At 54.3% G+C, this 26,636-nt stretch carries 19 protein-coding genes; 9 read left to right on the top strand and 10 right to left on the bottom strand.

Annotated features, from left to right (window positions below):
• Window positions 1-2: 2 nt before the first annotated feature.
• Complete coding sequence (locus HA50_RS09100) at window positions 3-1,202, bottom strand: MFS transporter (protein ID WP_084874456.1); 1,200 nt, start codon at window positions 1,200-1,202, stop codon at window positions 3-5.
• Window positions 1,203-1,414: 212 nt separating this feature from the next.
• Here HA50_RS09100 and tus point away from each other — a divergent pair, with 212 nt between their 5' ends.
• On the top strand, window positions 1,415-2,344 hold the full coding sequence (gene tus, locus HA50_RS09095; protein ID WP_084874454.1) for a DNA replication terminus site-binding protein: 930 nt from the start codon (window positions 1,415-1,417) through the stop codon (window positions 2,342-2,344).
• Window positions 2,345-2,382: 38 nt separating this feature from the next.
• On the opposite strand, the gene fumC is transcribed toward tus, so the two are convergent.
• Window positions 2,383-3,780, bottom strand: a complete 1,398-nt coding sequence (fumC, locus tag HA50_RS09090) for a class II fumarate hydratase (RefSeq protein ID WP_084874451.1) — start codon at window positions 3,778-3,780, stop codon at window positions 2,383-2,385.
• Window positions 3,781-3,980: 200 nt separating this feature from the next.
• Here fumC and manA point away from each other — a divergent pair, with 200 nt between their 5' ends.
• The 4 genes from manA (at window position 3,981) to HA50_RS09070 (ending at window position 9,893) form a co-directional block, all read left to right on the top strand.
• Window positions 3,981-5,156, top strand: a complete 1,176-nt coding sequence (manA, locus tag HA50_RS09085) for a mannose-6-phosphate isomerase (RefSeq protein ID WP_084874448.1) — start codon at window positions 3,981-3,983, stop codon at window positions 5,154-5,156.
• 133 nt (window positions 5,157-5,289) lie between these two features.
• Complete coding sequence (locus HA50_RS09080) at window positions 5,290-6,789, top strand: YdgA family protein (RefSeq protein ID WP_084874446.1); 1,500 nt, start codon at window positions 5,290-5,292, stop codon at window positions 6,787-6,789.
• Window positions 6,790-7,003: 214 nt separating this feature from the next.
• Window positions 7,004-8,002, top strand: a complete 999-nt coding sequence (gene add, locus HA50_RS09075; RefSeq protein ID WP_084874443.1) for an adenosine deaminase — start codon at window positions 7,004-7,006, stop codon at window positions 8,000-8,002.
• Window positions 8,003-8,294: 292 nt separating this feature from the next.
• Window positions 8,295-9,893, top strand: coding sequence for a glycoside hydrolase family 19 protein (locus HA50_RS09070; protein ID WP_084874440.1), 1,599 nt, complete (start codon window positions 8,295-8,297; stop codon window positions 9,891-9,893).
• 47 nt (window positions 9,894-9,940) lie between these two features.
• On the opposite strand, the gene HA50_RS09065 is transcribed toward HA50_RS09070, so the two are convergent.
• The 5 genes from HA50_RS09065 to HA50_RS09045 all read right to left on the bottom strand — a co-directional run bounded on the left by HA50_RS09065 (window position 9,941) and on the right by HA50_RS09045 (window position 15,621).
• Entirely contained in the window at window positions 9,941-10,981 is a 1,041-nt protein-coding gene (locus HA50_RS09065; protein ID WP_084874438.1) for an oxidoreductase, read from the bottom strand.
• Window positions 10,982-11,058: 77 nt separating this feature from the next.
• Window positions 11,059-11,976, bottom strand: coding sequence for an arabinose operon transcriptional regulator AraC (araC, locus tag HA50_RS09060; RefSeq protein WP_084874435.1), 918 nt, complete (start codon window positions 11,974-11,976; stop codon window positions 11,059-11,061).
• A 71-nt stretch (window positions 11,977-12,047) separates the two neighbouring features.
• Window positions 12,048-13,034, bottom strand: coding sequence for an L-arabinose ABC transporter permease AraH (gene araH / locus HA50_RS09055; protein WP_084874432.1), 987 nt, complete (start codon window positions 13,032-13,034; stop codon window positions 12,048-12,050).
• A gap of 17 nt (window positions 13,035-13,051) precedes the next feature.
• The gene (araG, locus tag HA50_RS09050) at window positions 13,052-14,572 is read right to left on the bottom strand and encodes an L-arabinose ABC transporter ATP-binding protein AraG (protein ID WP_084874429.1); all 1,521 of its coding nucleotides are present in this window, start codon (window positions 14,570-14,572) and stop codon (window positions 13,052-13,054) included.
• A 65-nt stretch (window positions 14,573-14,637) separates the two neighbouring features.
• Window positions 14,638-15,621, bottom strand: coding sequence for an arabinose ABC transporter substrate-binding protein (locus HA50_RS09045; protein WP_084874426.1), 984 nt, complete (start codon window positions 15,619-15,621; stop codon window positions 14,638-14,640).
• 367 nt (window positions 15,622-15,988) lie between these two features.
• Between HA50_RS09045 and HA50_RS09040 the strand changes: the two genes are divergently transcribed.
• The 4 genes from HA50_RS09040 (at window position 15,989) to HA50_RS09025 (ending at window position 22,975) form a co-directional block, all read left to right on the top strand.
• On the top strand, window positions 15,989-17,674 hold the full coding sequence (locus HA50_RS09040; protein ID WP_084874424.1) for a ribulokinase: 1,686 nt from the start codon (window positions 15,989-15,991) through the stop codon (window positions 17,672-17,674).
• A 12-nt stretch (window positions 17,675-17,686) separates the two neighbouring features.
• Complete coding sequence (gene araA / locus HA50_RS09035) at window positions 17,687-19,189, top strand: L-arabinose isomerase (RefSeq protein WP_084874421.1); 1,503 nt, start codon at window positions 17,687-17,689, stop codon at window positions 19,187-19,189.
• Window positions 19,190-19,380: 191 nt separating this feature from the next.
• Entirely contained in the window at window positions 19,381-21,150 is a 1,770-nt protein-coding gene (locus HA50_RS09030) for a hypothetical protein (RefSeq protein WP_084874418.1), read from the top strand.
• Window positions 21,151-21,412: 262 nt separating this feature from the next.
• The gene (locus HA50_RS09025) at window positions 21,413-22,975 is read left to right on the top strand and encodes a hypothetical protein (RefSeq protein WP_084874416.1); all 1,563 of its coding nucleotides are present in this window, start codon (window positions 21,413-21,415) and stop codon (window positions 22,973-22,975) included.
• 110 nt (window positions 22,976-23,085) lie between these two features.
• On the opposite strand, the gene yjfF is transcribed toward HA50_RS09025, so the two are convergent.
• The 3 genes from yjfF to HA50_RS09010 are packed head-to-tail and all read right to left on the bottom strand — an operon-like array spanning window position 23,086 to window position 26,601.
• On the bottom strand, window positions 23,086-24,075 hold the full coding sequence (gene yjfF / locus HA50_RS09020) for a galactofuranose ABC transporter, permease protein YjfF (RefSeq protein ID WP_084874413.1): 990 nt from the start codon (window positions 24,073-24,075) through the stop codon (window positions 23,086-23,088).
• On the bottom strand, window positions 24,072-25,088 hold the full coding sequence (gene ytfT / locus HA50_RS09015; protein WP_084874411.1) for a galactofuranose ABC transporter, ATP-binding protein YtfT: 1,017 nt from the start codon (window positions 25,086-25,088) through the stop codon (window positions 24,072-24,074). The genes yjfF and ytfT overlap by 4 nt, the downstream gene beginning before the upstream one ends.
• Window positions 25,081-26,601: a sugar ABC transporter ATP-binding protein gene (locus HA50_RS09010; RefSeq protein ID WP_084874408.1), complete on the bottom strand. Its 1,521-nt coding sequence runs from the start codon at window positions 26,599-26,601 to the stop codon at window positions 25,081-25,083. Before HA50_RS09010 ends, ytfT begins: the two co-directional genes overlap by 8 nt.
• Window positions 26,602-26,636 lie beyond the last annotated feature (35 nt).

Genomic DNA, 26,636 nt, shown 5'->3' with positions numbered 1-26,636 from the left:
GCTTAATTTACCACTCCCCTTTCCGGTTGCGGGGGAATAGCCGGTAATTTTTGCTTCAGCACCACCACCAGCAGCACGTTAATGAGCGCCAGCAGGCAAAGTAACCACAGCGTGGCACTGGCACCAAGATGCTGAAAAACGTAGCCGCCAACCAGCGGTGTCAGTGCCTGACCAATCAATGCCGGACGCGCCATGCGCCCCACTACGACGGCGTAGGCTTCTGGTTTGACCATCACCAGCGGCAAAGTTCCACGCACAATGGCACGTAAACCATTTCCGGCACCGTACAGCACCATGCTCAGTAGCGCAAACTGCGGAAAACAGGCCAGCAGCAATAAGCCTATCGCCACCAAACCCACCGAGAAAAAGGTGGTCCAGATGGGATGACCGCGCTTAAAAGCGATGTCAACAATCCGCGATCCGACCTGGCAAGGCCCCAGAATGGCGCTGATCGCCAGCGCGGCGGTCAGGGAATGACCGCTTGCCTGGAGCAGGGTAATCAGCTGCACTGAGATAGCGGTCATAATCACCGAAGCCAGAGTGAAAATGCTGCATAACAGCCAAAACAAACCGGGGGACAAATCGCTTTTTACGGCAACTTTCGGATATTTCCCGCTGCTCTTGTTACCTGCCGTAGCGGGAAGCGCATAGAGATAAGCGGGCAACACGCCCACACACAGCAGCAACGCGATGGCAAAACAGGCACCGCGCCACTCCAGCCAGTGGATCAGCAACGCGGTACCCGGCCACACCAGCGTGGTACAGAAGCCGGAAATCAGCGTGATGCCGGTAATCGCTCCGCGCGCCTGCCCTCCATATAAAGTCCCCAGGGTGGCAAACAACGCATCATATAAGCCCATTGCCATACCAACGCCGATGATCACCCAGGCAAAAAGGAACAACAGCAGGCTGTGACTTGCGCCCATCATCACCAGGCCGATGGCCATCACGGCCCCACTCGCGGCCAACAACGAACGGCCCCGGGCGCGGGCAATCAGACGGCCACTCAACGGCGCCAGCAAGCCGGAAACCAGAATACCCAGCGACAACGCACCGTAAACCCACTGCTGTGACCAGCCGGTTTCTGCGACTATCGGATTGGCCATCACCGCCATCAGATAAAACGAACCTCCCCAGGAGAGGATTTGAACCAGCCCTAAGGTGATGATGGCGGGAACGCCGGGCTTCGCGTGTTGCTCCACAAGAATATTCCGTTAGCAGGCAAAGCAGTTGTTATAACACGTTAATCTATTGTGAAAAACGCTAAAGCCCTCTGCTTAACAGAATCCTTACGCCGTCGTGGCAGGCCTGCGCGGATCATCACTGATTTTTGGTATGTTGTAATTACAAACCGCACTTGCCAGTGATTCGTTTCGCTGCCACATTTGGTATGTTGTAACTAGGGAGACCTCGCATGGCTCGTTACGATTTGATTTCCGACCTGCATGCCTGCGTTAACGCGCTGGAGCAGAATTTAGCGGCGTTACGCCAACAGGTTGAGCAACAACCGCTGTTGATTGCCCGGGTGTTCAGTCTGCCTGATATTGAAAAAGGCCACGAACATGACGAGATTTCGCGTATCAAGGTGACCCAGCATCTGGGTGACGTGGCCCGCGAGATGGCGCTAGCCCACTACTGCCGGCTGTTTATGCAGCATCAGTCGGAGAAACTCAGTACCAAAGCCGCGGTGCGGCTGCCTGGTGCTATCTGCATTGAAGCCGATGAAGCCAGCAGCGACACCATCACCCGTTTAGTTGCGGAAATTAACGCACTCAAACTGCGGCTGGAGCAGCTGATCACCGTGGAATCTGGTTTGCCTGCCGAAGCGCGTTTCGAGTTTGTTCACCAGCATTTACGTGGATTGATTACCCTGAATGCTTACCGCAACGTGACTTTGCTGGACGCACCTGACAGCCTGCGCTTCGGCTGGGCCAATAAGAACATCATCAAGAACGTCAAACGTGAAGAGATTATCGAGCAACTGGAGCGCAGCCTGAAAGCCAACCGGGCGCAGGCCCCGTGGACGCGAGAGCAATGGGCAGAGAAAGTGCAGCAGGAACTGGAAACCGTGCGCGACCTCCCGCTTAACGCCAGGCTGAAAATCAAACGACCGGTGAAAGTCCAGCCCGTCGCGCGTGTCTGGCGTGCCGAGGAGAAGAAGCAAACTCAGCTCGCCTGTCCTTCCCCGCTGCTGGTGCTGTGTCGCGATCGCAGCCAGGTGCCGGTGCTGGGGGAATTACTGGATTATGATGCGGATAACGTGGCGCATCGCTATAAGCCACAGGCGGAACCTTTGCATTTGATCATTCCCCGTCTGCATTTGTGGTGTGATCGGCTGGCATAAAAAAGGCCAGCATCGCTGGCCTTCCCTTCTCGTGCAGCTTATTGCTTCAGGCTGCCGACCATATCTTCCGGTCGCACCCAGGCATCGAACTGTTCTTCGGTCAAATAGCCGAGTTTCAGCGCCGAACCCTTCAGCGTCAGCCCTTCTTTATGGGCCTTTTTGGCGATTTCTGCCGCTTTGTCATAACCGATATGCGTATTGAGCGCGGTGACCAGCATCAGTGATTCGTTCAGCAGTTGCTCGATACGATCGCGGTTCGGTTCAATGCCCGTCGCACAGTGATGATTAAAGCTGTCCATGCCGTCAGCCAGCAGACGAATGGATTGCAGGAAGTTGTGGATGATCATCGGACGGTACACGTTCAGTTCAAAGTTACCTGATGCGCCGCCTACGTTAACGGCGACATCATTGCCAAAAATCTGGCAGCTCAGCATGGTCACCGCTTCGCACTGCGTCGGGTTGACCTTACCTGGCATAATGGAACTGCCCGGTTCATTTTCCGGGATAGAAAGCTCGCCAATACCACAACGCGGGCCAGAAGAGAGCCAGCGCACATCGTTGGCAATCTTCATCAGCGAGGACGCCAGACCTTTCAGCGCACCGTGCGCGTGTACCAGCGCATCGCAGGTCGCCAGCGCTTCAAATTTATTCGGAGCCGTCACAAACGGTTGTTTGGTGAGTTCCGCCAGCACCTTAGCCACACGCACCGCATATTCCGGATGGGTGTTGAGGCCAGTGCCCACCGCCGTGCCGCCCAGCGCCAGTTCCGCCAGATGCGGGATACTGTGTTCGATATGTTTGAGGCTATGTTCCAGCATCGCCACCCAGCCAGAAATCTCCTGCCCCAGCGTCAGCGGCGTGGCATCCTGCAGGTGAGTACGGCCAATTTTGACGATGTCTTTAAAGGCAATGGCTTTATCGTTTAGCGTTTTTTTCAGTACCTGCAATTGCGGAATCAGCTGTTCCTGCACCGCGATAACCGCGGCCACATGCATGGCGGTAGGGAACACATCATTGGAACTCTGGCTTTTATTGACATCGTCGTTCGGATGCACCAGACGTGACATGCCGCGCTCGCCGCCGAGAATTTCGCTGGCACGGTTGGCAAGGACTTCGTTCATATTCATGTTGGTTTGCGTGCCGGAGCCCGTCTGCCAGATCGCCAGCGGGAATTCGTCGCTGTGCTTATCGGCCAGCACTTCGTCAGCAGCCTTCATAATCGCATCGGCACGTTCTGCCGGTAACAGGCCCAGATCGCGGTTAACCTGAGCGGCGGCACGCTTGGTCAGCGCCAGCGCATGCACCAGAGCGACCGGCATTTTCTCGGTCGAAATACGGAAATGCTCCAGCGAGCGCTGTGTCTGCGCTCCCCATAACTTATCTGCCGGAACTTCGATCGGACCCATTGAGTCTTTTTCAATGCGATGGGCTGCCATGACTGCGTCTCCTTAACTCATATTTTTGAGGTTTACGCCCAGCATCCTCTTGCTGCAAGGCCAACTGAGCGGGCAAGATTGTCACTTTTCAGAATTTTACATTATGAGAGTCATTCGCATTTATTGCACTGGTTGATGTATTTTCAATGGCACTTTATGCCTTAAAATGCTTATAAGCCTATCGTTACTGGGGACAAATGATGCAAAAATTGAACAATTCGTTGCAAAACTACGCATGGGGCAGCAAAACCGCACTGACTGAACTCTACGGCATCGCTAACCCGCAGGGGTTGCCGATGGCGGAACTGTGGATGGGCGCACACCCGAAAAGCCCGTCCACCGTGGAGATCAATGGTGAAAGCCGTTCACTGCGTGACGTGATTGATGCCGACAAAACCGCCATGCTCGGTGCCGCTGTGGCGGATCGCTTCGGCGAACTGCCGTTTCTGTTTAAAGTGCTGTGCGCCGACCAGCCGTTATCCATTCAGGTCCATCCCAGCAAAAGCGCAGCTGAAGTGGGCTTCGCGCGTGAAAACGCTGCCGGGATTCCGCTGAGCGCCGCCGAGCGCAATTACAAAGATGCCAACCACAAACCCGAGCTGGTCTACGCCCTGACCCCCTTTCAGGCCATGAATGGCTTCCGCGAATTGCATGAAATCGTTTCGCTGCTGGAGCCGGTTGCCGGAGCGCATCCGCAGATTGCCCATTTTCTGGAAAATGCTGATGAAGACAATCTGGCCAAACTGTTCGCCACCCTGCTGTCACTGACCGGTGATGCGAAGTCGCTGGCGATTGGGGTGCTGAAATCGGCGCTGAACGCCCGTGAAGGCGAACCCTGGCAGACCATCAAAGCCATCTCTGCCGATTATCCTGACGACAGCGGCCTGTTCTCCCCGCTGCTGCTGAACGTGATTACCCTGCAACCGGGTGAAGCGATGTTCCTGTTTGCCGAAACTCCGCATGCTTATCTGAAGGGCGTGGCACTGGAAGTGATGGCGAACTCGGATAACGTGCTGCGCGCTGGCCTGACGCCGAAATTTATCGACATCCCTGAGCTGCTGGCAAACCTGAAATTCCACGCCAAACCCGCCGCTACGCTGCTGACTCAGCCGCAGCAACAGGGAGACGCCCTGAATTTCCCAATCCCGGTCGAGGATTTTGCTTTCGCCATTCATACCCTGCACGCTCAACCACAAGAGCTGGCGCAGCAAAGCGCCGCATTGCTGTTTTGCATCGAAGGCCAGGCAATCATTGAGAAATCAGGCGAGCAGCTGGTCTTACAGCCGGGTGAGTCCTGCTTTATCGCGGCCTCTGAGTCACCGGTCACCGCAGCAGGCACCGGCCGCCTGGCACGCGTGTTCAACGCCCTCCACTGAAGCGGCTGACGCCTGCATCGTTAACTGCTATCATTTTCAAACTATTAATTAAAAACGCCTGCGGGCGTTTTTCTTCACCCGTCGCGCACAGGCCAGCAGCGTATGCGGACGCAAGGATAAGGACGACTCAGCGATGAAAAAGACCAAGGTTGCCGTAGGTGTGATTGTGGCTCTCGGGGTAATCTGGACCGGTGCCGCCTGGTTCACCGGCAAGCAACTGGAAAGCCATATCGATCAAATGGTGCAAAACGCCAATGCGCAGCTCAACGCTTACGCGCCGAACAGCCGCCTGACGCTTAGCTATCAGGATTACCAGCGCGGCCTGTTCAGCAGTAAAGCCCGACTGGTGTTGCAGGCCAGCTCGCAAACTGAAGACAACCCGCTGCTGAAGCCGGGTCAAAGCATTGTGCTGAACACCGTTATCGATCACGGTCCCTTCCCTTTTTCACAGTTAAAGCGCGGCGTTTTCCTCCCGAGTATGGCATCGGTACATAGCGAACTGGAAAACACCGATGCGGTGAAGAAACTGTTTGAGCTGACCAACGGTAAATCGCTGGTGAGTGCCGACACCCGCGTTGGTTACAGCGGTGCCACTGACACCGCCCTGGCGCTGCTGCCAGCCGATTATCAGGACGCGCAGAATGGCGTACGTCTGGCGACTAACGGCGGCACGCTGAATATCAGCGCCGATGAAAAAGGCGACAATATTGGTTTGCAGGGCGATTTTTCCAGTATCGCTTTCGCCAGCAAGAACGAAGTCAATCAGCCGGTGCTGTTTACCCTTAACGGCCTGAAGGTGAATGGCGACACCCATCTTAGCCCGGAAGGGGTACGCGTCGGCGATCAAAGCATTGCGCTGGATAAGCTGACAGCCAGTGTGAATGGTCAGGAAGGTCTGACGCTGGAGAAAATGAACGGGACTTCATCGTTCGACAATAAAGATGGCAAGATTGGCGGCCAGATTGACTATCAGGTCGGCAATATCAGCCTGCAAAAACAGCCGTTTGGCGAAGCAAAGATCACCATGAAACTGGCGCAGTTTGATGCCCAGGCAGTGAAAGCCTTCTCCGATACCTATAACGCGCAAATTCAGGATTTGCTGAGTCAGCCGGGGCTGATTGATGATCCGATCCGTTATCAGGAAGGCGTACATACCATCCTGATGAACAACCTGCCGACGCTGCTGAAAGGTTCACCGACCCTCAGCATCGCACCGCTCAGCTGGAAGAACGACAAAGGCGAAAGCACCTTTAACCTGAATGTCGGTTTTAACGATCCGGCCAGCGTAACCGGCGACGTGCAGACATTGAGCGCCGCAGTCGATCGCGTGCTGAAAACCCTGGATGGCAAGCTGGTGATCAATATGCCGATGGCGACGGAAGTGATGCGCCATGTTGGCCTGGCGGAAGGTTATCAGGGCGATGATGCGCAGAAACTGGCCGATCAACAGGTGAAAGGGCTGGCGGCGATGGGCCAGATGTTCCGTCTGACGCAGCAGCAGGATGACAACATCACTACCAGCCTGCAATACGCCAATGGCCAGGTCACCATGAACGGTGACAAACTGACGCTGGAGCAGTTCCTGTCGCGCTATATGCTGGGCAGCCAGACCAGCGAAGGCATGCCTGAATAATTCACTTCCGGTTAATTAGCCTCAGAAAAACATCAGGGTTCATGTTTATCATGAACCCTTTTTTATGTTTATCCGCTCGAAGATGACCTGATGACGATCCGGCTGAATGCTGCTTTATCCAGCATCCAGCCGCGCATTTGCGCAAATTGCTGGCGCTGTTGCGCAAGAAGTTTTTATAATGCTCTGCACTTCACAATAACTCAGCGAGTGCGCCATGTTTGATTCCAAAATTCCTCTTACCGACATTCACCGCCACCTTGATGGCAACATCCGTGCGCAAACCATCCTCGATTTAGGTCGCCAGTTTAATCTCAGCCTACCTGCCACCAGCCTTGATGCGCTGCGTCCGCATGTGCAGGTCACGGAAAACGAGCCGGATCTGGTGAGCTTTCTGCAAAAACTGGATTGGGGGGTGAAGGTGCTGGGCGATCTTGATGCCTGCCGTCGTATTGCGCTGGAAAACGTCGAAGACGCTGCCCGTGCCGGGATCCATTACGCCGAACTGCGCTTTTCACCCGGCTATATGGCGATGACGCATCAGCTGCCGATTGCTGGTGTGGTGGAAGCGGTAATTGATGGCGTGCGCGCGGGTGTTCAGCAATACGGTGTGGATGTGCGCCTGATCGGCATCATGAGCCGTACTTTTGGCGAAGAAGCCTGTCTGCGTGAGCTGGAAGGTTTGCTGGCGCATCGTGATGGCATCACCGCGGTGGATCTGGCGGGTGACGAGCTGGGCTTCCCAGGCAGTGAATTCCTCAGCCACTTTAACCGCGCCCGCGATGCCGGTTTCCGTATTACCGTGCACGCCGGAGAAGCGGCAGGTCCGGAAAGCATCTGGCAGGCGATTCGTGAACTAGGGGCTGAGCGTATCGGTCATGGCGTGAAGGCGATTGAAGACCGTGCGCTGATGGATTTTCTTGCTGAGCAGAAGATCGGTATCGAATCCTGCCTGACGTCCAACATTCAGACCAGCACCGTGGCGTCCTTCGCCAGCCATCCGCTGAAAGCCTTCCTCAATCACGGCATTCTCGCCACCATCAACACCGATGATCCGGCCGTTCAGGGGATTGAACTGGCGCATGAATATCAGGTGGCGGCACCACAGGCCGGACTGAGCGTGGCGGAAATGCGCCAGGCGCAGGAAAATGGCGTGACCATTGCGTTTTTGACTGAAGCGGAGAAAGCGGCGTTACGCGCGCGCGTGGCGGGATAAACATTTCCTGCATCTTATCTCAGCGGTGCTGGCTTTATCAGCACCGCTGATTTCTCCATGTTGTCAGACATCGCATCATTTTCTCAAATCAATCAGTACCGAATATTCCCCCCGCAGGACATTTCTTTTTTAATCCGAGAATCCATACGTTAAAAATTCAATTTGATATTAAACAACATTTGCAGATATTCAGGATGGTCTCATTCGTAACCTGGTTACAGCGCTAACCAAACCACCTTATTACGTTAATGAATGAGATTATTAAGTGAAAAATAAGCACAGACTCCATGGGATGGCATTGTCCCTGCTTACCGTCAGCATGTTGGTATCATTTCAACTCCATGCCTATGACAAATACGATACCAACAAAGCCTATACCGGCGGAGAGAAAGTCACCTGGCAGGGTGGGGATTTCGAGGCGCAATGGTATGCCAACCCAGGTGAAACACCGAACCCGACGGTCACCCACAGCTGGGAAAACGTCTGGAAAAAAATCGGCACGGCACCCGATATCGATCCCGAACCGACACCGGATCCTGAACCAACGCCGCCTGTTCCCCCTGAAACCGGGCCGTCTGACTATCCGCAATATCAGCCTGGCAAACCATACAAAATGGGCGAGATTGTCAGTAACCAGGGTAACGATTATCAATGTCAGGTCGCTAACTGGTGCAGTGGAGAATCTTCAGTCTATGCACCAGGTGAGGGCTGGGCATGGGATTCAGCATGGAGTCTGCACGGTGGCGCATCTGAACCGGGTCTGGAGCTGAGCCAAAAAGCGCTGGATGAACATGAAGCCGCCCTGACGAACACGGAACAACTGATTGCAGTAAAAAAAGCCATTCGCACACTGAGTAACAATCAGGTTGAGCAGATTAAGCCAGGCGCGTCAAACAATCCGGCCAACGTGAAGCGCGTAGAAGCGCTGGTGACAGCCGCTAAATGGGATACCTTCTTCCCGCACCGCGCTCCCGCTTACACCTATGAAAATTTCCTGAAGGCAGTCGGTAAATTCCCGGTGCTTTGTGCGGATAGCGACAATGGGCAGGATGCGGAAGGAATTTGTAAAAAGACGCTCGCCACCATGTTTGCGCACTTTGTGCAGGAAACCGGTGAGCATGCCAGCGAGAGTGACGTGGCGCAGTGGCAACAAGGATTGCATTGGGTCAGGGAAATGGGCCTTGACGAAACCAGTTATGATAAATATACCGGCGCAACCTGTAATCCTGACACCTGGCAGGGCAAAGCCTGGCCGTGTGCTAAAGACAGCCAGGGCAATGCGCTCAGTTATTTTGGACGCGGCGCTAAACAGTTAAGTTATAACTTCAACTACGGCGTTTTCTCACAAGCCATGTATGGTGATGTGAACGTGTTGTTGAAACAACCTCATCTGGTCGCTGACACCTGGCTCAACCTCGCCAGTGCGATATTTTTCTATGTGCAACCGCAACCACCTAAGCCCAGTATGCAGGCCGTGATGGATGGTAGCTGGCAGCCAAATGCGGCAGACAAGGCCAATGGACTGGTTCCCGGCTTTGGTGTGACCACCCAAATCATTAACGGGGGTGTCGAATGTGGTGGCAGCGTAGAAATCCAGCAGTCGCTCAACCGTATCGAGTATTACAAAGCCTTTGCCAAACAGCTGGGTGTATCCGTACCGGACAGTGAAGTGTTGGGTTGCAAGGGTATGAAACAATTCAGTGAAGAGAGTTCAGCGGCGATGCCTTTGTTCTGGGTGAAAGATGACAGCTATGTTGCCGAACACCCAGGCGGGAAGTCCTATGCATGCAAACTGGTTAACTGGCAGGAAAACGATTTCAGCGCGTTGACTAAGGGTGATTATACTCGTTGCGTTAAAGCGAGTTTCCCGGATGTGGTGATTAAGGATTAATTGTTCCTGCACGAAAACTCTCTCCCGCTGGCGGGAGAGAGTCACGATTATTTCAACGACATCGTCTGGCGTTGCTCTGCCGATTGCAGGCCCAGCTCAATCAGCTCCATCACCTGAATCGCTTCTTCCGCTGTGACCGGATTCGCGCCAGTGCCAGCAATAGCATCACGCACTGCCGCATAATAAGCCGGATAGTTGCCTGGCAGCGTCAGCAAGGCTTTTTCCACCATCACATCACCATCGGCCAGCGTCAGCACACCATCACGCATGTCGTAACCCCACTCCTCTTTCGGTGGACGTTCGCCCGCCTTCAGACGGTCTTCCTGGGGATCGAGACCAAATTTCACGTAGCTGCCGCGCGTGCCGTGCACGATAAAACGCGCCGACTCCGCCGCCGCCAGCATGCTGGCGTGCAGCACCACACGGCGTTGCGGATAAGTCAGCGTGGCATGGAAATAATCGGTGGTTTGCGCACCGGTACGCAGTTCAGCCATATCGACGTTGATGGCAACAGGCGCACCGAACAGCTGCAATGCCTGGTCGAGCACATGCGGTCCCAGATCGAACCAGATACCGCTGCCCGGCCCTTTCATCTCACGCCAGCGCTGACGAACTTCCGGGCGGAAGCGGTCAAAGTGTGACTCCAGATAACGGACTTCACCGAGAGAGCCATCAGCCAGTAGCGACTTCAGCGTCAGGAAATCGCTATCCCAGCGGCGGTTATGGAATACCGACAGCAGCAGACCTTTCGCTTTTGCCAGCGCATCCAGTTCACGCGCCTGCGACAGGGTGACGGTAAAAGGTTTATCCACCACCACATGCTTGCCTGCGTTCAGCGCCGCTTTGGCTAACGGGAAATGGGTATCATTCGGGGTAGGAATTACAATCAGGTGCAGAGTCGGATCGTCCAGCAGCGTCTGAGGATCGGCAACCACCTGCACCGAAGGCCAGTCAGCGTGCACTTTTGTGGCGTCGCTGCTGGAAACCGCCGCCAGTTCAACGTCTGGCGTACCGGCGATCAACGGTGCATGGAAAGTTTTGCTGGCAAATCCGTAGCCTATCAGGCCGACACGAAGTTTATCGCTCATTATCATTCCTCTTGTTCGTTACCTGACTGATTTAAGACGAATCAGTCAGTGAGGACAAGAAGGAATCACCTGAAAGCTCAGGAGATCGCACTCCTTGCAGGTTGCCAGCTTTCCTGGGCCACCAGCGCATCCTGTGCATCCTGGCTGCGACGGCGGAAATCACTGGGGCTGACACCCACGCGTTTACGGAACACGCGTGAAAAATACAGTTGGTCATCATAGCCGACTTCGCGGCCTACCGAGGCGATCGGCTCCTGGGTGGTCTGCAACAGCAGTTTGGCGCGGATCACCCGCTGGTCTTCACGCCAGCGCAACAGGTTGATGCCCATCTGCTCGCGGAACAAATGCGCCAGGCGTGAGGGTGACAGACAGACATGGCGCGCCACTTCCTCAATTTTCACCTCACTCGCCAGATGATTGGTGACGTACTGACAGGCCTCAATCACGCGCGGATCGCGGATTTGCTGATGGCTACGCGGATCTTCTTCCACCGCGCGCAGCAACAGTCGCTCCAGCAGGTTCATTGCCAGTTCTTCGGCAAAACGCCGTCCGGAATTGTGCGTCTGTTCAATACTGGCAAACAAACGATCAAATTCCGCACGCTGCGCTTCCGGCAGACGCAGACGCCCCACCCCCTGGGATTCGTCCTGCCATTGCAGCCAGTCCGTCCAGTAGGCACGCGGGCGGAAATAGACCCAGCGATGGAACCAGCACGGGCTATCCGCTGCGCGACCATAGTAGTGCGGGGTTTTCGGCTGAAACAGCAGCATATCGCCAGGCAGGCAGTCGAATGATTGTTCGCCATCAAACACCCGACCTTCGCCTTTAATGGTCAGATTGAGGATATAACCTTTCATGCCGAGCGGACGGTCGATAAAGAAATCGAGCGGGCCATCGGCGGTAATCGGCGTCAGCCCGGCCACCAGCCAGGCATTAAAGGGGTAACCCGGTAATAACGGGTTTTGTTGTGCCACAGGGGGTTCGCGGTGGTACATAATGCCCTCACTTTTCGCGTGATTGATAACCGTAACGGAACGGCTGTTACCGTTCCGTTGTTGTCACCGACTCAGGCGGCTTTATTTTTCTGTTTGTAACGGTCAAAAATCACCGCCGCTAACAGTATCAAACCGCGCACCACATACTGTGAGAAAGGCGATATATTCAGGAGATTCATCGCATTCTCAACCGTACCCAGGATTAATACCCCGGCCACCACGTAAGAAATTTTACCGATACCGCCTTTCAGAGACACCCCGCCCAGGACGCAGGCAGAAATCACGATCAACTCGTAGCCCAGCGAGGTCATCGGCTGGCCGCTGGTCATACGCGATGCCAGAATGATGCCTGCCGCCGCCGAGACTAACCCGGAAAGGATAAAAATGATGATACGGGTACGCACCACCGGCACACCGGCCAGACGCGCCGCTTCCTCGTTGCCACCAATCGCCAGCGTGTTACGGCCAAAGGTGGTTTTATTCAACAGGAAACCAAACACGATCATGGTGGCGATAGTCAGCCAGATCGGGGCTGGCAAGCCAAACCAGTTGGCATAACCCAGGGCGAAGAAACGTTCATCTTCGATACCCACCGCCTTACCGTCGGAGAAGATATACGCCAAACCACGTACAATCTGCATCGTGGCCAGCGTGGTGATCAGCGCATTGATCTTCAGCCGGGCAATCACGAATCCGTTAACAAAACCGGTCGCCATACCCAGCAGCAGACCCGCTGCTACACCAATCCACAGGCTTTCGGTCATATTGATCACTACCGCAGTGACCACGCCTGCGCAGGCGATCACCGAGGCAACCGACAGGTCAAAATCCCCGGAGGCGAGACAGAACAGCATGCCGCACGCCACCATACCCGACATCGACATCGCCAGCCCCAGCCCTTTCATATTGATAAAGGAGCCAAAGTTGGGGACAAAAATGGTACAGGCAATAAACAGCAGTGCGAACACCACCAGCATGCCGAAGTTATCCCAGATACGTCCCAGTTGCAGGCCGCTGCGCTGCGCCGGTGGCGTATTAGAAGTGGTAGATGAAGCCATAATTGCTCTCCTTTACATCAGGCCACGGCGGCCGCTTGAGTCGTTTTCGGCATCGCCAGGCCCAGCGTCAGCTGCTCCGTGGCACGGTCGTGTGGCAGTTCACCGGCAATTTCGCCTTCACGCATCACCACGATGCGGTCGGCCAGGCCCATCACTTCGGGCAGATCGCTGGAGGCAAACAACACGGCAATACCTTTGTTTGCCAGTTGATAAATCAGGTTATAAATCTCGTGTTTTGCGCCAACATCAATGCCACGCGTGGGTTCATCCAGCAGGATCACGTTCATCTCCTCCGACAACCAGCGGCCAAGAATGGCTTTCTGCTGGTTACCGCCTGACAGGTTCATGATCAGCTGCTGTGCATGCGGGGTTTTGATATTGAGCGAACGGATATGGCTGTCGGCATTTTTTGCCTCCCAGCCGGGCTTAATCAGGCAACCGGCGGTGAGATTGTGGCGACGCGCACTGATGTTGATGTTGTCGCGCACCGAATGCACCGGGATGATGCCCTCCGCCTTACGATCTTCCGGACACAACATAATGCCCGCACGGATCGCATCGATCGGCTGGCGAATATTGAGTTTTTTACCATCCAGCGACACACTGCCGCCGCGCAGGCGGGTGGCACCGAATAGCCCCTTCATCAATTCACTGCGACCGGCCCCGACAAGGCCGAATAGCCCGACAATTTCGCCAGCCCGTACTTCTAGCGAAATGGGCATACGCACACCCTTCGCCTCCACCTGGTCCAGCTGCAAACGCACGGGGCCCAAATCACGCGGCGCGTAACCATAGATATCCCCCAGATTGCGTCCCACCATCGCCTGTACCAGGTCTTCATGGTGGGTGTTTTTCATATCCGTGAAGGTGCGCACGTAGCGGCCATCTTTAAATACGGTGATGGCATCACTCAGCGCAAAAATTTCTTCCATGCGATGTGAAACATACAGCACGACCCGACCCTGCTCGCGCAGCTGACGGATCACACGGAACAGGTGTTCGATTTCACGCGCCGACAGTGAGCTGGTCGGCTCATCAAACGCGATAATGCGCGCGTTACGCGCCAGCGCTTTGGCAATTTCCACCATCTGCCACTGGCCGAGCGACAGGTATTTCAGCGGCATATCCGGGTCGATATCCATCCCCAGGTTTTTCAGCTGTAAACCCGCCTCATAGCGCAGTAATTTGCGGTTGACCAAGCCATGACGATGCGGAATCTGACCGAGGTAGATGTTCTCCGCCACGCTCATTTCCGGCACCAGATGCAGTTCCTGATAAATGATCGCCACCCCGGCATCCAGCGCCTCGGTGGTGTGATTAAACCGTACCGGCTTACCTTTGATGTGGATCTCGCCCGCGGTGGGCTGATAACTGCCGCTGAGAATTTTCAGCAACGTGGATTTGCCCGCACCGTTCTCACCCATCAACGCATGCACTTCACCGGCACGGCAGTTGAACGAGATATCCTGGAGCGCTTTCACACCGGGGAATGTCTTGCTGATACCATGAAACGACAGAAAGTCAGAATCAGTGTTCATGGGAACTCCATATCGTGGTGAATAAGGCGCTCTGTCCCCGCGGGTACAGAGCGCACGCAACAGGATTACATCAGCCCTTTCTTCGCCAGTTCGGTTTTGAAGTTATCGCGGGTGATCAGCACCACGTCGGTGACTTCAGTAAACTTCGCCGGTTCCTGTCCTTTGGTTACCCATTCATACAGCATCTGGCTGCTTTTATAGCCGTGTACGTCCGGGCTGGGCAGCAGCGAGCCGTAGAAACCGGTCGGTTCCCCTTTGGAAAGCTCGCTCACCGCATCCACGCCGTTAATGCCAATGCCGATCACATCCGGTGCCTTGAAGCCCTGGCCTTCTGTGGCGCGCACGCCGCCCAGCACGGTGTTGTCATTCATGCCGAGGATCAGCCAGTGTTTCACTTTCGGATGTTGCACCAGCAGCGAGTTACCGGCGTCAAACGCGCCAGGGATATCGTTGGATTTGGTGGGAACCTGATAGATCTGAGCCGCCGGGAAACCTGCCGCTTTCAACGCATCCATCGAACCGGTGGTGCGACGACGAGCGGTATCCAGCTCGTTGGCGGTGATCGCCATCACGCCGGTTTCTTTCACATCCCAGCCGCGTTTCTGCATTTCTTTATACAGTTCCTGACCCTGACGCTCGCCGATTTTGGTCGCCGCCATCATAACCAGAGGCACGCTGTCCATCGGTTTGCCTTTGGCGTTAACAAACTGATCATCGACCGCAATCACTTTCAGGTCATAACTGCGGGCTTTCGCCATAATCGCCGATCCCAGTTTCGGGTCCGGGGTACAGATCACAAACCCTTTCGCCCCGCTGGCCGCCAGGCTGTCGATGGCATTCAGGGTTTTTTCGCCGTCGGGTACAGCGATTTTGATCACTTCAAAGCCGAGATCTTTGCCGGCTTTATCGGCAAAGCGCCACTCAGTCTGGAACCAGGGTTCCTCCGGTTGTTTGACGAGAAAACCGAGCTTCATCGTCTCGGCGATAGCGGAATGTGACATAAGCGCGGCGAGACCAATTGCCGCCAGCGTTTTAGTGAATTTATGCATGATGCTCTCCGGCACAATGTTGTTTTTAGCGAGCTTTAAACGAATCGGTGTAAGCGCTACCACACTGACTTCTCTTACGGGTACAGCGAAAAATCAGCGCGTTAGAACAAGGTTTGTACAAAGGCTGTGCAAACGCTGGGCTAGTTGTAGCGGGAAAAGGTGAGAAAAATGTAGAGCGGTATCACATCCCGGAACGACGACAAAATTCTCCATATATTCAGCAAAATTAACCGGTCATTAACTTTTGCAGTGGATCACGAAATGCCTGTGGATGGCAGAAAAGTGCATATTCTCAGCCGGGGATGACTAACCGCTCCCGCCCACCCATTCCAGGATAAGCGCAGATAACTGACACAGGAGAATTTCAATGGGCGCTGGCGCTATTACCATCGGTCTGGATTTTGGCAGCGATTCCGTCCGGGCACTGGCCGTGGACTGCCACAGTGGCAAAGAACTGGAAAAAGCCGTGGTCAACTATCCGCGCTGGGCTAAAGGGTTGTTTTGCGATGCGCATGCCAACCGCTTTCGTCATCATCCGCAGGACTATATCGACGCGCTGGAACAGGCGCTGGTGACGGTGGTGCAAAAACTCAGCCCGGAACAACGTGCCGCCGTGGTGGGGATTGGCGTTGACAGCACTGGCTCAACACCGGCACCTATCGACCGCGATGGCAACGTGCTGGCGCTGCGTCCTGAGTTCGCCGATAACCCCAATGCAATGTTTGTGTTGTGGAAAGATCACACCGCGATAGAAGAAGCGGAGGAGATCAATCAGCTGTGCCACAGCGGCCGCTTCACCGACTACACCCGCTATATCGGCGGCATTTATTCGTCGGAATGGTTCTGGGCGAAAATTCTGCACGTTTCCCGTGCCGATGCCGCCGTTCGTGATGCCGCCGTCTCCTGGGTAGAACTGTGCGACTGGGTGCCTGCCCTGTTGAGCGGCACCACCGCGCCACAACAGCTGCGCCGTGGCCGCTGTGCCGCCGGGCATAAGTCCCTCTGGCACCCGGACTGGCAGGGTCTGCCTCCCGCTGAATTCCTTAATGCGCTCGACCCGCTGCTGACCGAACAACTCGACTCTCCGCTGTTCAGCGACACCTGGACGGCGGATGTGCCGGTCGGCACCCTGAGCGCCGAATGGGCGCAGCGTCTCGGCCTGTCACCCGAGGTAGTGCTGTCTGGCGGTGCGTTTGACTGCCATATGGGTGCCGTCGGTGCCGGAGCACAACCCTATACGCTGGTGAAAGTGATTGGCACCTCAACCTGCGACATCCTGATTGCCGACAGCGAAAAAGTGGGCGACCGCGCCATCAAAGGTATTTGCGGCCAGGTCGATGGCAGCGTGGTGCCGGGTGCGATTGGCTGCGAAGCCGGACAATCCGCCTTCGGCGATATTTATGCCTGGTTCAGCCGCCTGCTTGGCTGGCCGCTGCAACAGGCCGCGCAGCAACACCCTGAGCTGCAACCCCAGCTGGAGCAGCTGCAAAAAGATCTGATCCGTCAGCTGACCGATGCCTGGGCCGCTAATCCGCAACTCGATCATCTGCCGGTGGTGCTGGACTGGTTCAACGGTCGTCGTACTCCTGATGCCAATCAACGCCTGAAAGGGGTGATTACCGACCTCAATCTCGGTACCGATGCTCCGGCGCTGTTTGGCGGCCTGATCGCTGCCACCGCCTTTGGCGCGCGCGCCATTATGGAATGTTTCGAACAACAGCAGATCCCGGTGGCAAGCGTGCTGACCCTCGGCGGCATTGCACGCAAATCCCCGGCCATTATGCAGGCCTGCTGCGACGTGATGAACCGACCGCTGGATATCGTCGCTTCTGACGAATGTTGCGCACTCGGTGCGGCCATTTTTGCCGCAGTCGCCGCGCAGGTTTACCCCGATGTCCCGGCAGCGCAGCAGGTGATGGCCAGCCCAATCGACGTGACCTTACAACCGGATAGTCAGCGCGTGGCGCGCTATCAACAGCTTTATCAACGCTATCAACATTGGTGCCAGGCCGCTGAACCGCAGTATGCCGCACGCACCGTTTCCGCTAAGTAAAGGAGTGGTTTTATGGAACAGCACAACACACAACAGGTGTGGTTTGTTATTGGTACGCAACACCTCTACGGGGCGGAAACGTTACGCCAGGTGGAACAGCATGCGCGCCAGGTGATGGATGGCCTGAATCAGGCAGGTAGTCTGCCGTTACAACTGGTGCTGAAGCCGCTGGTGAAATCGCCGGACGAAGCGCTGGCACTGTGCCGCGAAGCGAATCATGCCAATGAATGCGTCGGCATCATTACCTGGCTGCACACCTTCTCACCCGCCAAAATGTGGATCGGCGGGTTAAGCATCCTGAATAAACCGCTGCTGCAATTCCATACCCAGTTCAATGCTGAGATCCCATGGGACAGCATGGATATGGACTTTATGAACCTCAACCAGACTGCCCACGGTGGCCGCGAGTTCGGCTTTATCGGTGCGCGTATGGGCCTGCAACACAGCGTCGTCACCGGCCACTGGCAGGATAAAGAGAGCCAGCTGCGGATTGGTCGCTGGATCCGTGCGGCCCAGGCGCGTCAGGCCAGTCAGCACCTGAAAGTTGCCCGTTTCGGCGATAACATGCGCGAAGTGGCAGTCACCGAAGGCGATAAAGTGGCGGCGCAAATTCAGTTTGGTTATGCGGTGAACGGCTGGGGCGTCGGTGATTTGGTCGAGGTGGTGAACAGCGTCAGCGATGGCGACGTCAATGCCCTGATTGATGAATACGAAAGCCACTATCGCTTTACCGAGGTGGCGGCGGTTAACGGTGAGAAACGCCAGAACGTGCTGGATGCAGCACGCATTGAACTGGGACTGAAACGCTTCCTTGAAGCGGAAGGCTGCAAAGCCTTTACCACTAACTTCCAGACGTTGCATGGCATGACGCAGTTGCCGGGTCTGGCGGTGCAACGCCTGATGGGCCAGGGCTACGGTTTTGCCGGTGAAGGTGACTGGAAAACCGCCGCGCTGCTGCACATTCTCAAAGTCCAGGCAGGCAATCGCGCTGGCGGCACCTCGTTTATGGAGGATTACACCTACCACTTCTCCGCAGGCAACGATCTGGTGCTGGGTTCCCATATGCTGGAAGTGTGCCCGTCCATCGCCAAAGAAGAGAAACCGCTGATTGATGTGCAATTCCTCGGCATTGGTGGCAAAGCCGACCCGGCGCGCCTGATTTTCTCTACTCCAGCCGGGCGCGCAGTGAACGCCAGCGTGATCGATCTCGGTGACCGCTTCCGTCTGCTGGTGAATGTAGTGGACGCGATTGAGCAACCGAAACCGTTACCGAAGCTGCCGGTGGCGCGTGCCTTGTGGCGTGCACAACCGTCACTGGCAACGGCATCGGAAGCCTGGATTCTGGCCGGTGGTGCCCACCATACGGTGTTCAGCCAGGCGCTGGATCTTGATGACCTCTATCTTTACGGCGAGCTGAACGGTATCGAGGTGCTGGTAATTGATGAAGAGACGCGTTTACCCGCGTTCAAAGATGCGCTGCGCTGGAATGAGGCTTATTACCGCCTGATGCGTTAAGCGTTTTGTCATGTCCTCTCAGGCCGCGATTTATCGCGGCTTTTTTTTATTTTCGAAAAAAGCATTCTCACTTTCCCGCATTTATGCATCAGGATTTCTCAGAAAAAAATCTCAGCGTTATCAGGAGGAAATAATGTTTAATGCTTTGTCAGCCCGGCACAAAGAAAACTATCCTTCAGGAGATATTCAATATGGACCCTATTGGAACTATTGCTGTTAATCCTCTTTCGGCTGAGGGAGCGCATGCTGCCGCCCCACCCCCCATTATTAATATCCATCAGGTAGCGAATCGTCAGGATTATGACATATCCTCGTTCTTTATCGACAAAAACACGCCCATCGACTTTGCGCATTTTGACTTTAATGATATGTCGCATCAGAAAATGTCAGATGAGGCCTGGAAAGCCGCATCAGAAGCGATGCGTTTACATTTTAAAGAAAAGTATGAAGGCAAACCTTACCCGGATGATTGTGTGGGAAAATATATTTCTTCCCATAAATACCCTCTCGCTCGTGGTAAAGATTACTATCCGTTGAAATTTGATATTAACGGTGACAATATCATGACGCATGGCACAAAGCTGGCGGTAGTTTTATATTCCCTCGCCAACTGTAACCTGCAAATTGTGCCCGCCATCAAACAGCTAAAATTACTCGGCAAGATTCATAGTGATATTAAGCTCACCAATGCGGAGAATTTTTATCAGCTGTGTTCTCAGGTACGCGTCTCCAGGCTGAGTCTGAAAAATTGTACCTTTCATGATGTCAAAGAACTCGCCAGACTGGCGGCTCTGCATGGTGATGATTTATTCAACACCATCCCGATTGTGGTGATTGGCGACGGCAGCGAACCCGGCGAATTGTTCGCTAATGTGGAGGCCCAGGGGACCTGCAAAAGACTTAATATCCGGATTCTGGCTTGCTCGGATGAAAATACTAAAAACATCACCCTTGACTGCCTGCAGAAAATATTCGATATCACAAAAAATGACCGGATAAAAAACATCAGGGTTTGCACCTGGGATGCACTGGAGCGCAAAAATGATCGTGATACGCCTGATATCGGTTATATACAGGCAAGCGGCGATACCATTGAAACCCATGCCAGACCGGCATTGAATCTCAGTCATATTAAAAATAATTTACAAGGTTTATTGTCATTATTTTATATTGATAAAAGCACGCCGATACCTTTTGATCAGTTTGATTTCAACGATACCGGTCACAGAACGTTGTCAGAAACGTTTATGAGAGAAGACCTGGAGGAAATACGCCAGGAGTTAGTCAGAAATTATGCTAATGACCGATTCCCGTATAAAACGATACGTGAGTATCTGGCCTATACCCCAGAACCCGATCCCGACAATATTAATTTTCGCCCGGACGCCTTTGACCCCTATGGGGATAGCCCTGTGGTTCACGGTACTAATCTGGATGTGGTGACCCATGCCATTATCAATTGCGGCCTGCAACTGGTGCCGGGTATCGAGCAGTTGCTGCGGTTGGGCAAACAGCATGAAATTAACTATAAAGCCAACCCGGAATTAATGTATCTGCTGAGTGTGGCAGTGCGGGCGACGACACTCAGAAATTTAAGCAGCGGTTTTAATGATGCCGAGTTTTTTTCCCTTGCTGGGGCGAAAGAGAGCACCAATATACTCAGTTCCATTCCGGTGATGATTATCGGCGATGGCGTCAATGAACGTGATATGTATGCTGGCCTGAGTAATGAATGTGCTTATGCCAGGGTGAATATCTGGATTTTGGTACTCAGGGATGATGCTGAGAGACGCATCGTGATGGGGTGGTTTGAGAAAGTCCGTGATTTGCTGGATATCAAAGAGATCAATTCATTAATGTTTTGTACCCTGCAGGATGTTACGGATTGCCGGAGAAAAACAGGCCGTAGAGTGCGGCCAGATCTGGAAGCCTTGATGGAAAAATGCCATACCCTTGCATAATTAATTCGTCACAACGCAACAAAACAGGAGAATTTGAGTCATGGATGTGAATAGAAATGCCACCACCTCAGTGAATCACACTCCGGTTGATCAAACAGCCGGAACCTCTCAGCCTGCTGCCAATATCAGCCACATTGCGAATAAATCAGGCTTTGACTTGTCCTCATTTTATATCCCCATGAACACGCCAATTACATTCGATTAATTGGATTTCAATGATATGTCATACCAGGACATGTGGGCGGGTGGATGGCGAAATGATATGGCAGCGCTACAACAGGCATTAAAAGATAAGTATCAGGGTAAAGCCTATCGCTACGAAAAAGTGGGGGATTATCTCAAGGGAACCGGTTACCCAGCGGTAGATAGCATTGATCATCGACCCGCAAAGTGGGACCTCAACAGTAACAACAGGCTGGCGCATGGTACCAATGCTGCGGTGATTTTATATTCGGTGATCAACTGCGACCTGCAAATCGTTCCGATCAACAAACAGTTAAAGTTGCTGGGCATGGCACATCCATACATTAAAGAACTCAGTGAAGGTAATTATTATCAGCTGTGTAAGCATGTCCGCGTCAGCACATTATCCAGTATCAGTAGTTTTGGTGATGTGCAGGAATTGGCCGACGCAGCAGTACAACATAACGATAATTTTTTTTCATCGATACCCGTGGTTGCATTCGGCGATGGCGTTAATACTGGTCCCTTATATCAAAATGTCGATTATGGGATAACGAGTAAAAGGCTCAACATTCGTGGTTTAGCATGCAGAAACATACAGGAAAAAAATATCCTATTGCAATGTCTCAAAGAGATCTATGAGACGACAAAAGATGAAAGAATCAAAGAAATACGGGTTTGTACTTTCGAGATCCTCGACCATACCGTACTCATTAACGATAGTCTGAGAAGACCCGACCTCACCTATGTACTGGCTTGCAGTGACACAATAGACACCCTGGCACAGCCAGCTCTTAATCTGACGCATATTAAAAATAACCCGGACAGCCTGTTAGCAGAATATACAATTGATAAAAACACCCCGATCTCCTTTGCGAGTTTTGATTTCAATAATCATGCCGATCTCTTCCGCATTCAGGATGCCAATGTCAGATATGAACTGGACACCATCCGCCAGGGATTAATGAGGCAAGTTGGCGGCAGCGATTTCCCTTATAAAACGGTAGGTCAGTATCTTGCCTGTATTCGCACGCCACAGCCTGGCACTGTCAATTATCGCCCTGATGCCTTTGTTCCCAATGCGAATAATAATGTCATTCATGGTACCAATCTGGATGTTGTGACCCATGCCGTTGCCAGTTGCGACCTGCAACTGGTACCCGGTATCCTGCAGCAGATGCTACTGGGTAAACAGCATGCCTGTACCAGCAAAGCCAATCCGGAACTCGCCTGGCTATTCAGCCTGGCGGTGCGGGCCACCAAACTCAATGAGTTGCAGAGTCGCAGCCATGACGCCCTCAAATTTGCGCTACAAGCCGCGCAGGAAACCAATAATCTTCTGAGTTCCATACCGGTGGTGGTGATTGGTGAGGGCATCAATCAACGTAATATGTATGCCGGGCTGAAAAATGAGTTTGCGTTTGAACGCATCAATATCTGGTTGCTGGCGTTGAAGGACGATATCGACAAAAGAATTGTGATGGACTGGTTCCGGCTGGTGGGGAAAACGCTGGGTATTGAGAACATCAATCAATTGATGTTTTGTACCTTCGAGGACATCGAAAATTGCAGCAAAGAGCATGGTAACCCGATACGCGCCAATCTGGCAGCACTGATGGCAAAGAGCCACCAGATTACCTGATAAAAAAACAGGAGGCCCGCTGGGGCCTCCTCAACGGTGTTTCACAAAGACCGTACTGGCAACGGTATTCCAGAAACATCGTCACAAACTTCCCTAATGGTGGTGCAAGGCTACGAGGATGATAACCGTTTTACAGGCGCGTTCTGCTGGCGATCCCACATTACTGTCAGCAGGCGTTGCAGCGCGATAAAAGCAAATAACAAAATGCCGATGGCGATTTTGGTCCACCAGGAACTCAGGGTGCCGTCGAAGTTAATCCAGGTCTGGATCAACCCCTGAATCAACACGCCAAACAGCGTGCCGAGCACCGTACCTACGCCACCCGACAGCAGCGTGCCACCGATCACCACCGAGGCAATGGCATCGAGTTCCACCCCTAATCCTGCCAGCGCATAACCCGCCGAGGTATAGATAGAAAACACAATGCCTGCCACCGTCGCCAGCGTGGTCGATAACATATAGATTTTGATGGTGGTGGCACGGGTCGGGATCCCCATCAGCTGGGCTGAGGTCAGGTTGCCGCCGATGGCATACACCTGATTACCAAACCGCGTCCGGTGCGCCAGCAGAATGCCGCCAATCACCACCACCAGCATAATTACCGCCAGCAGGCTCAGGCGACCGCCGCCCGGGATTTTCCACGCCAGGCTCGACAGCATGGTATACAGCGGATGGTCGATGGGAATGGAGTTTTCCGACACCAGATAGCTGCAACCGCGCAGGAAAAACATCCCGGCCAGGGTGATGATAAACGCCGGGATCTTCAGCGCATCAATCAACCAGCCCATCATGCCGCCAAATGCGGCTCCCAGCGCCAGAATCAACGCAAATGCCAGCAGCGGATCAACATGATAATCGCCGATCAAGCGGGCGAGAAACACGCCGGTAAAGGCAATGACTGCGCCCACCGACAAATCAATGCCGCCAGACAGAATGACAAACGTCATCCCAACGGCAATGATGCCGAGAAAGGCGTTATCGGTGAGGATATTACAAATCACCCGCGTTGAAGCGAAGCCGGGAAACTGGCTGAGACAGAACAGATACCCGGCGACAAACACCAGCAGGGTAATCATCAGAGGAAGATGGCGTTTAATCATGATGGACGTCTCCGTTTCAGCATGGCGATAAAGCGCGGTGACTGAATCAACAACACGCACATCACCACAATCGCTTTCACCACCTGGTTCAGTTCCGGCGGGAATCCTGACAGCAAAATCCCGGTATTCATCGACTGAATAATCAACGCACCAATCAGCGACAGCACCAGATTAAAACGCCCGCCCATCAGCGATGCCCCGCCAATCACCACCGCCAGAATCGCATCCAGTTCCAGCCACAGCCCGGCGTTGTTGGCGTCCGCACCGCGAATATCTGCGGCGACAATCAGACCCGCCACCGCCGCACAGACACCGCTGATAACGTAAGTCGACATCACCACCAGCCAGCCGGTGACACCGGCATTGCGCGCCGCACGCAGGTTGATCCCGACCGCTTCGATAAACAGCCCGAGCGCGGTTTTGCGCGTCAGCAGCCACACGGCCAGCGCCACCACCAGCGTGATCCACACCGGCACCGGCAATAGCCACAGGGAACCACTGCCGAACCACGCGAGATTGTCATTATCGAAGGTGACGATTTGCCCCTGGGTGATCAGCTGCGCGACACCCCGCCCCGCCACCATCAAAATCAGCGTGGCGACAAACGGCTGGATACGTAACAACGCCACCAGCACGCCGTTCCACAAACCGCATGCCAGACCGGTGCCGAGCGTGGCGAGAATCACAAAGGACAAACTGTGTCCCGCCACAGTCAGGGTGGCCGCCGTGGCTCCGGCAATCGCCATCACCGCGCCCACCGACAAATCAATGCCGCCGGTGGCAATCACCAATGTCATCCCCACCGCCAGCAACGCCACCGGCGCTGCACGGTTGAGAATATCGATCGGGCTGCCAAACAGGCGACCATCCTGCAAATGCACGGCAAAAAAGTTATTGGCGACCAGACTATCCACCAGCAGCACCAGAATCAGGGCGGCGATTTGCGGCATGCCGGGTGGCAGCTTCGGTTTGCGACGATGGGTTTTTTCAGACGTCATATCGGATTCAAGCATGTTGTGCTCCTCCGTGGGCGATGGCGTTGACAATCGACGCCACCGACAGCTGCTCAAGGGGGATTTCCGCCACCTGCTTCAAATCACGCATAATCAACACGCGATCGGCGTAGCCCACCAGTTCTTCGAGTTCAGAGGAGATAACCAGCAGCGCCAGTCCATCGGCGCACAGGGATTCAATCAGACGAATAATCTCAGCATGGGCACCAACATCGATACCGCGCGTTGGCTCGTCGAGGATCAGAAACTGCGGTTTAGTCACCAGCCAGCGAGACAGCAACACTTTCTGCTGATTACCGCCGGACAATAACTCAACCGGTTGATCGGCATTTGGTGTGCGTATGCCGAGACTTTTAATAAAGCGTTCGGCTATCGCCTGTTGTTCACGCTTTTTAATTGGCCGTAACCAGCCGCGCTGCGCCTGCAACGCGAGGATGATATTTTCCCGCACCGACGCCTTACCAATAATGCCGTCGGTCTTGCGGTCTTCCGGGCAGAACCCCATGCCCAGTTTCGAGGCTTTTGCCGGGGTGCGGATCTGCTGCACTTTGCCTTTAATGGTAGCGGTACCGCGATCGGCACGGCGGATACCAAACAGCACTTCGGCGGTTTCGGTACGTCCCGAGCCTAGCAGCCCGGCCAGCCCGACCACTTCTCCTGGCCGCACCTGCAAACTGAACGGCTCGATGGTGCCCTTCTTACCGTAATCTTCAAACGCCACCACCGGCTGATTGCTGCGTAACGTGCTGCCCTGACGTTGCAACGCCGTCTCCAGCAATTCACGTCCCAGCATCAGTTTAATCAGCTCAATACGCGGCAGTGAGGCGGTATCACGGGTGGCGATAAACTGCCCATTGCGCAGCACCGTGATGCGGTCGGTGATGCGGTAGACCTGATCCAGAAAATGGGTGACAAAAATCAGGCTCATCCCTTTGGCTTTCAGCTGCGCCATCAGGGTAAATAACATTTCGACTTCGCTGGCATCGAGGCTGGCCGTCGGTTCGTCGAGGATCAATACCTGCGCCGACAGATCCACCGCCCGGCAAATCGCGATAATCTGCTGCATCGCCACCGAGTAATGCCCCAGCTGCCGCGTGACATCCAGCGCGAAACCGTATTTTCGCATCAGCGCATCGGCGTCACGCACCATGCGTTTGCGATCGATCATGCCAAAGCGGCGCGGCTCACGACCGATGTATAAATTATCCGCCACCGACATGTTCGGCAGCAGGTTCACTTCCTGGTAAACGGTGCCAATCCCCATCGCCTGCGCATCGCCGGTGTTATGCGGCGCGATGGTCTGGCCATTAAGGGTAATCACCCCGGCATCGCGGGTGTAAACACCGGTCAGCACTTTAATCAGTGTCGATTTACCGGCACCGTTCTCTCCCAGCAGCGCCATAATTTCGCCTTTGCGAATGCTGAAAGAGACGTTATCCAGCGCCTTGACGCCCGGAAAACCTTTGCTGACGCCGCTGATGGTCAGCAGTGCTTCTTCTTGTGATGTACTCATACGGATCTGCCTCGCCTTACGTCATGAAAAACCGC

The sequence above is a fragment of the Pantoea cypripedii genome (assembly GCF_002095535.1).
GTDB lineage: Bacteria > Pseudomonadota > Gammaproteobacteria > Enterobacterales > Enterobacteriaceae > Pantoea > Pantoea cypripedii.
Note: the sequence above shows the minus strand (reverse complement) of the source record. Positions and strands in the feature narration are given on the sequence as shown.

What these genes read in the sequence shown, in the direction of transcription:
- tus (WP_084874454.1), top strand. Translation starts at nt 1,415, where the DNA reads ATGGCTCGTTACGATTTGATTTCCGACCTGCATGCCTGCGTTAACGCG.
- fumC (WP_084874451.1), bottom strand. Translation starts at nt 3,780, where the DNA reads ATGGCAGCCCATCGCATTGAAAAAGACTCAATGGGTCCGATCGAAGTT.
- manA (WP_084874448.1), top strand. Translation starts at nt 3,981, where the DNA reads ATGCAAAAATTGAACAATTCGTTGCAAAACTACGCATGGGGCAGCAAA.
- HA50_RS09080 (WP_084874446.1), top strand. Translation starts at nt 5,290, where the DNA reads ATGAAAAAGACCAAGGTTGCCGTAGGTGTGATTGTGGCTCTCGGGGTA.
- add (WP_084874443.1), top strand. Translation starts at nt 7,004, where the DNA reads ATGTTTGATTCCAAAATTCCTCTTACCGACATTCACCGCCACCTTGAT.
- HA50_RS09070 (WP_084874440.1), top strand. Translation starts at nt 8,295, where the DNA reads ATGGCATTGTCCCTGCTTACCGTCAGCATGTTGGTATCATTTCAACTC.
- HA50_RS09065 (WP_084874438.1), bottom strand. Translation starts at nt 10,981, where the DNA reads ATGAGCGATAAACTTCGTGTCGGCCTGATAGGCTACGGATTTGCCAGC.
- araC (WP_084874435.1), bottom strand. Translation starts at nt 11,976, where the DNA reads ATGTACCACCGCGAACCCCCTGTGGCACAACAAAACCCGTTATTACCG.
- araH (WP_084874432.1), bottom strand. Translation starts at nt 13,034, where the DNA reads ATGGCTTCATCTACCACTTCTAATACGCCACCGGCGCAGCGCAGCGGC.
- araG (WP_084874429.1), bottom strand. Translation starts at nt 14,572, where the DNA reads ATGAACACTGATTCTGACTTTCTGTCGTTTCATGGTATCAGCAAGACA.
- HA50_RS09045 (WP_084874426.1), bottom strand. Translation starts at nt 15,621, where the DNA reads ATGCATAAATTCACTAAAACGCTGGCGGCAATTGGTCTCGCCGCGCTT.
- HA50_RS09040 (WP_084874424.1), top strand. Translation starts at nt 15,989, where the DNA reads ATGGGCGCTGGCGCTATTACCATCGGTCTGGATTTTGGCAGCGATTCC.
- araA (WP_084874421.1), top strand. Translation starts at nt 17,687, where the DNA reads ATGGAACAGCACAACACACAACAGGTGTGGTTTGTTATTGGTACGCAA.
- HA50_RS09030 (WP_084874418.1), top strand. Translation starts at nt 19,381, where the DNA reads ATGGACCCTATTGGAACTATTGCTGTTAATCCTCTTTCGGCTGAGGGA.
- HA50_RS09025 (WP_084874416.1), top strand. Translation starts at nt 21,413, where the DNA reads ATGGCAGCGCTACAACAGGCATTAAAAGATAAGTATCAGGGTAAAGCC.
- yjfF (WP_084874413.1), bottom strand. Translation starts at nt 24,075, where the DNA reads ATGATTAAACGCCATCTTCCTCTGATGATTACCCTGCTGGTGTTTGTC.
- ytfT (WP_084874411.1), bottom strand. Translation starts at nt 25,088, where the DNA reads ATGCTTGAATCCGATATGACGTCTGAAAAAACCCATCGTCGCAAACCG.
- HA50_RS09010 (WP_084874408.1), bottom strand. Translation starts at nt 26,601, where the DNA reads ATGAGTACATCACAAGAAGAAGCACTGCTGACCATCAGCGGCGTCAGC.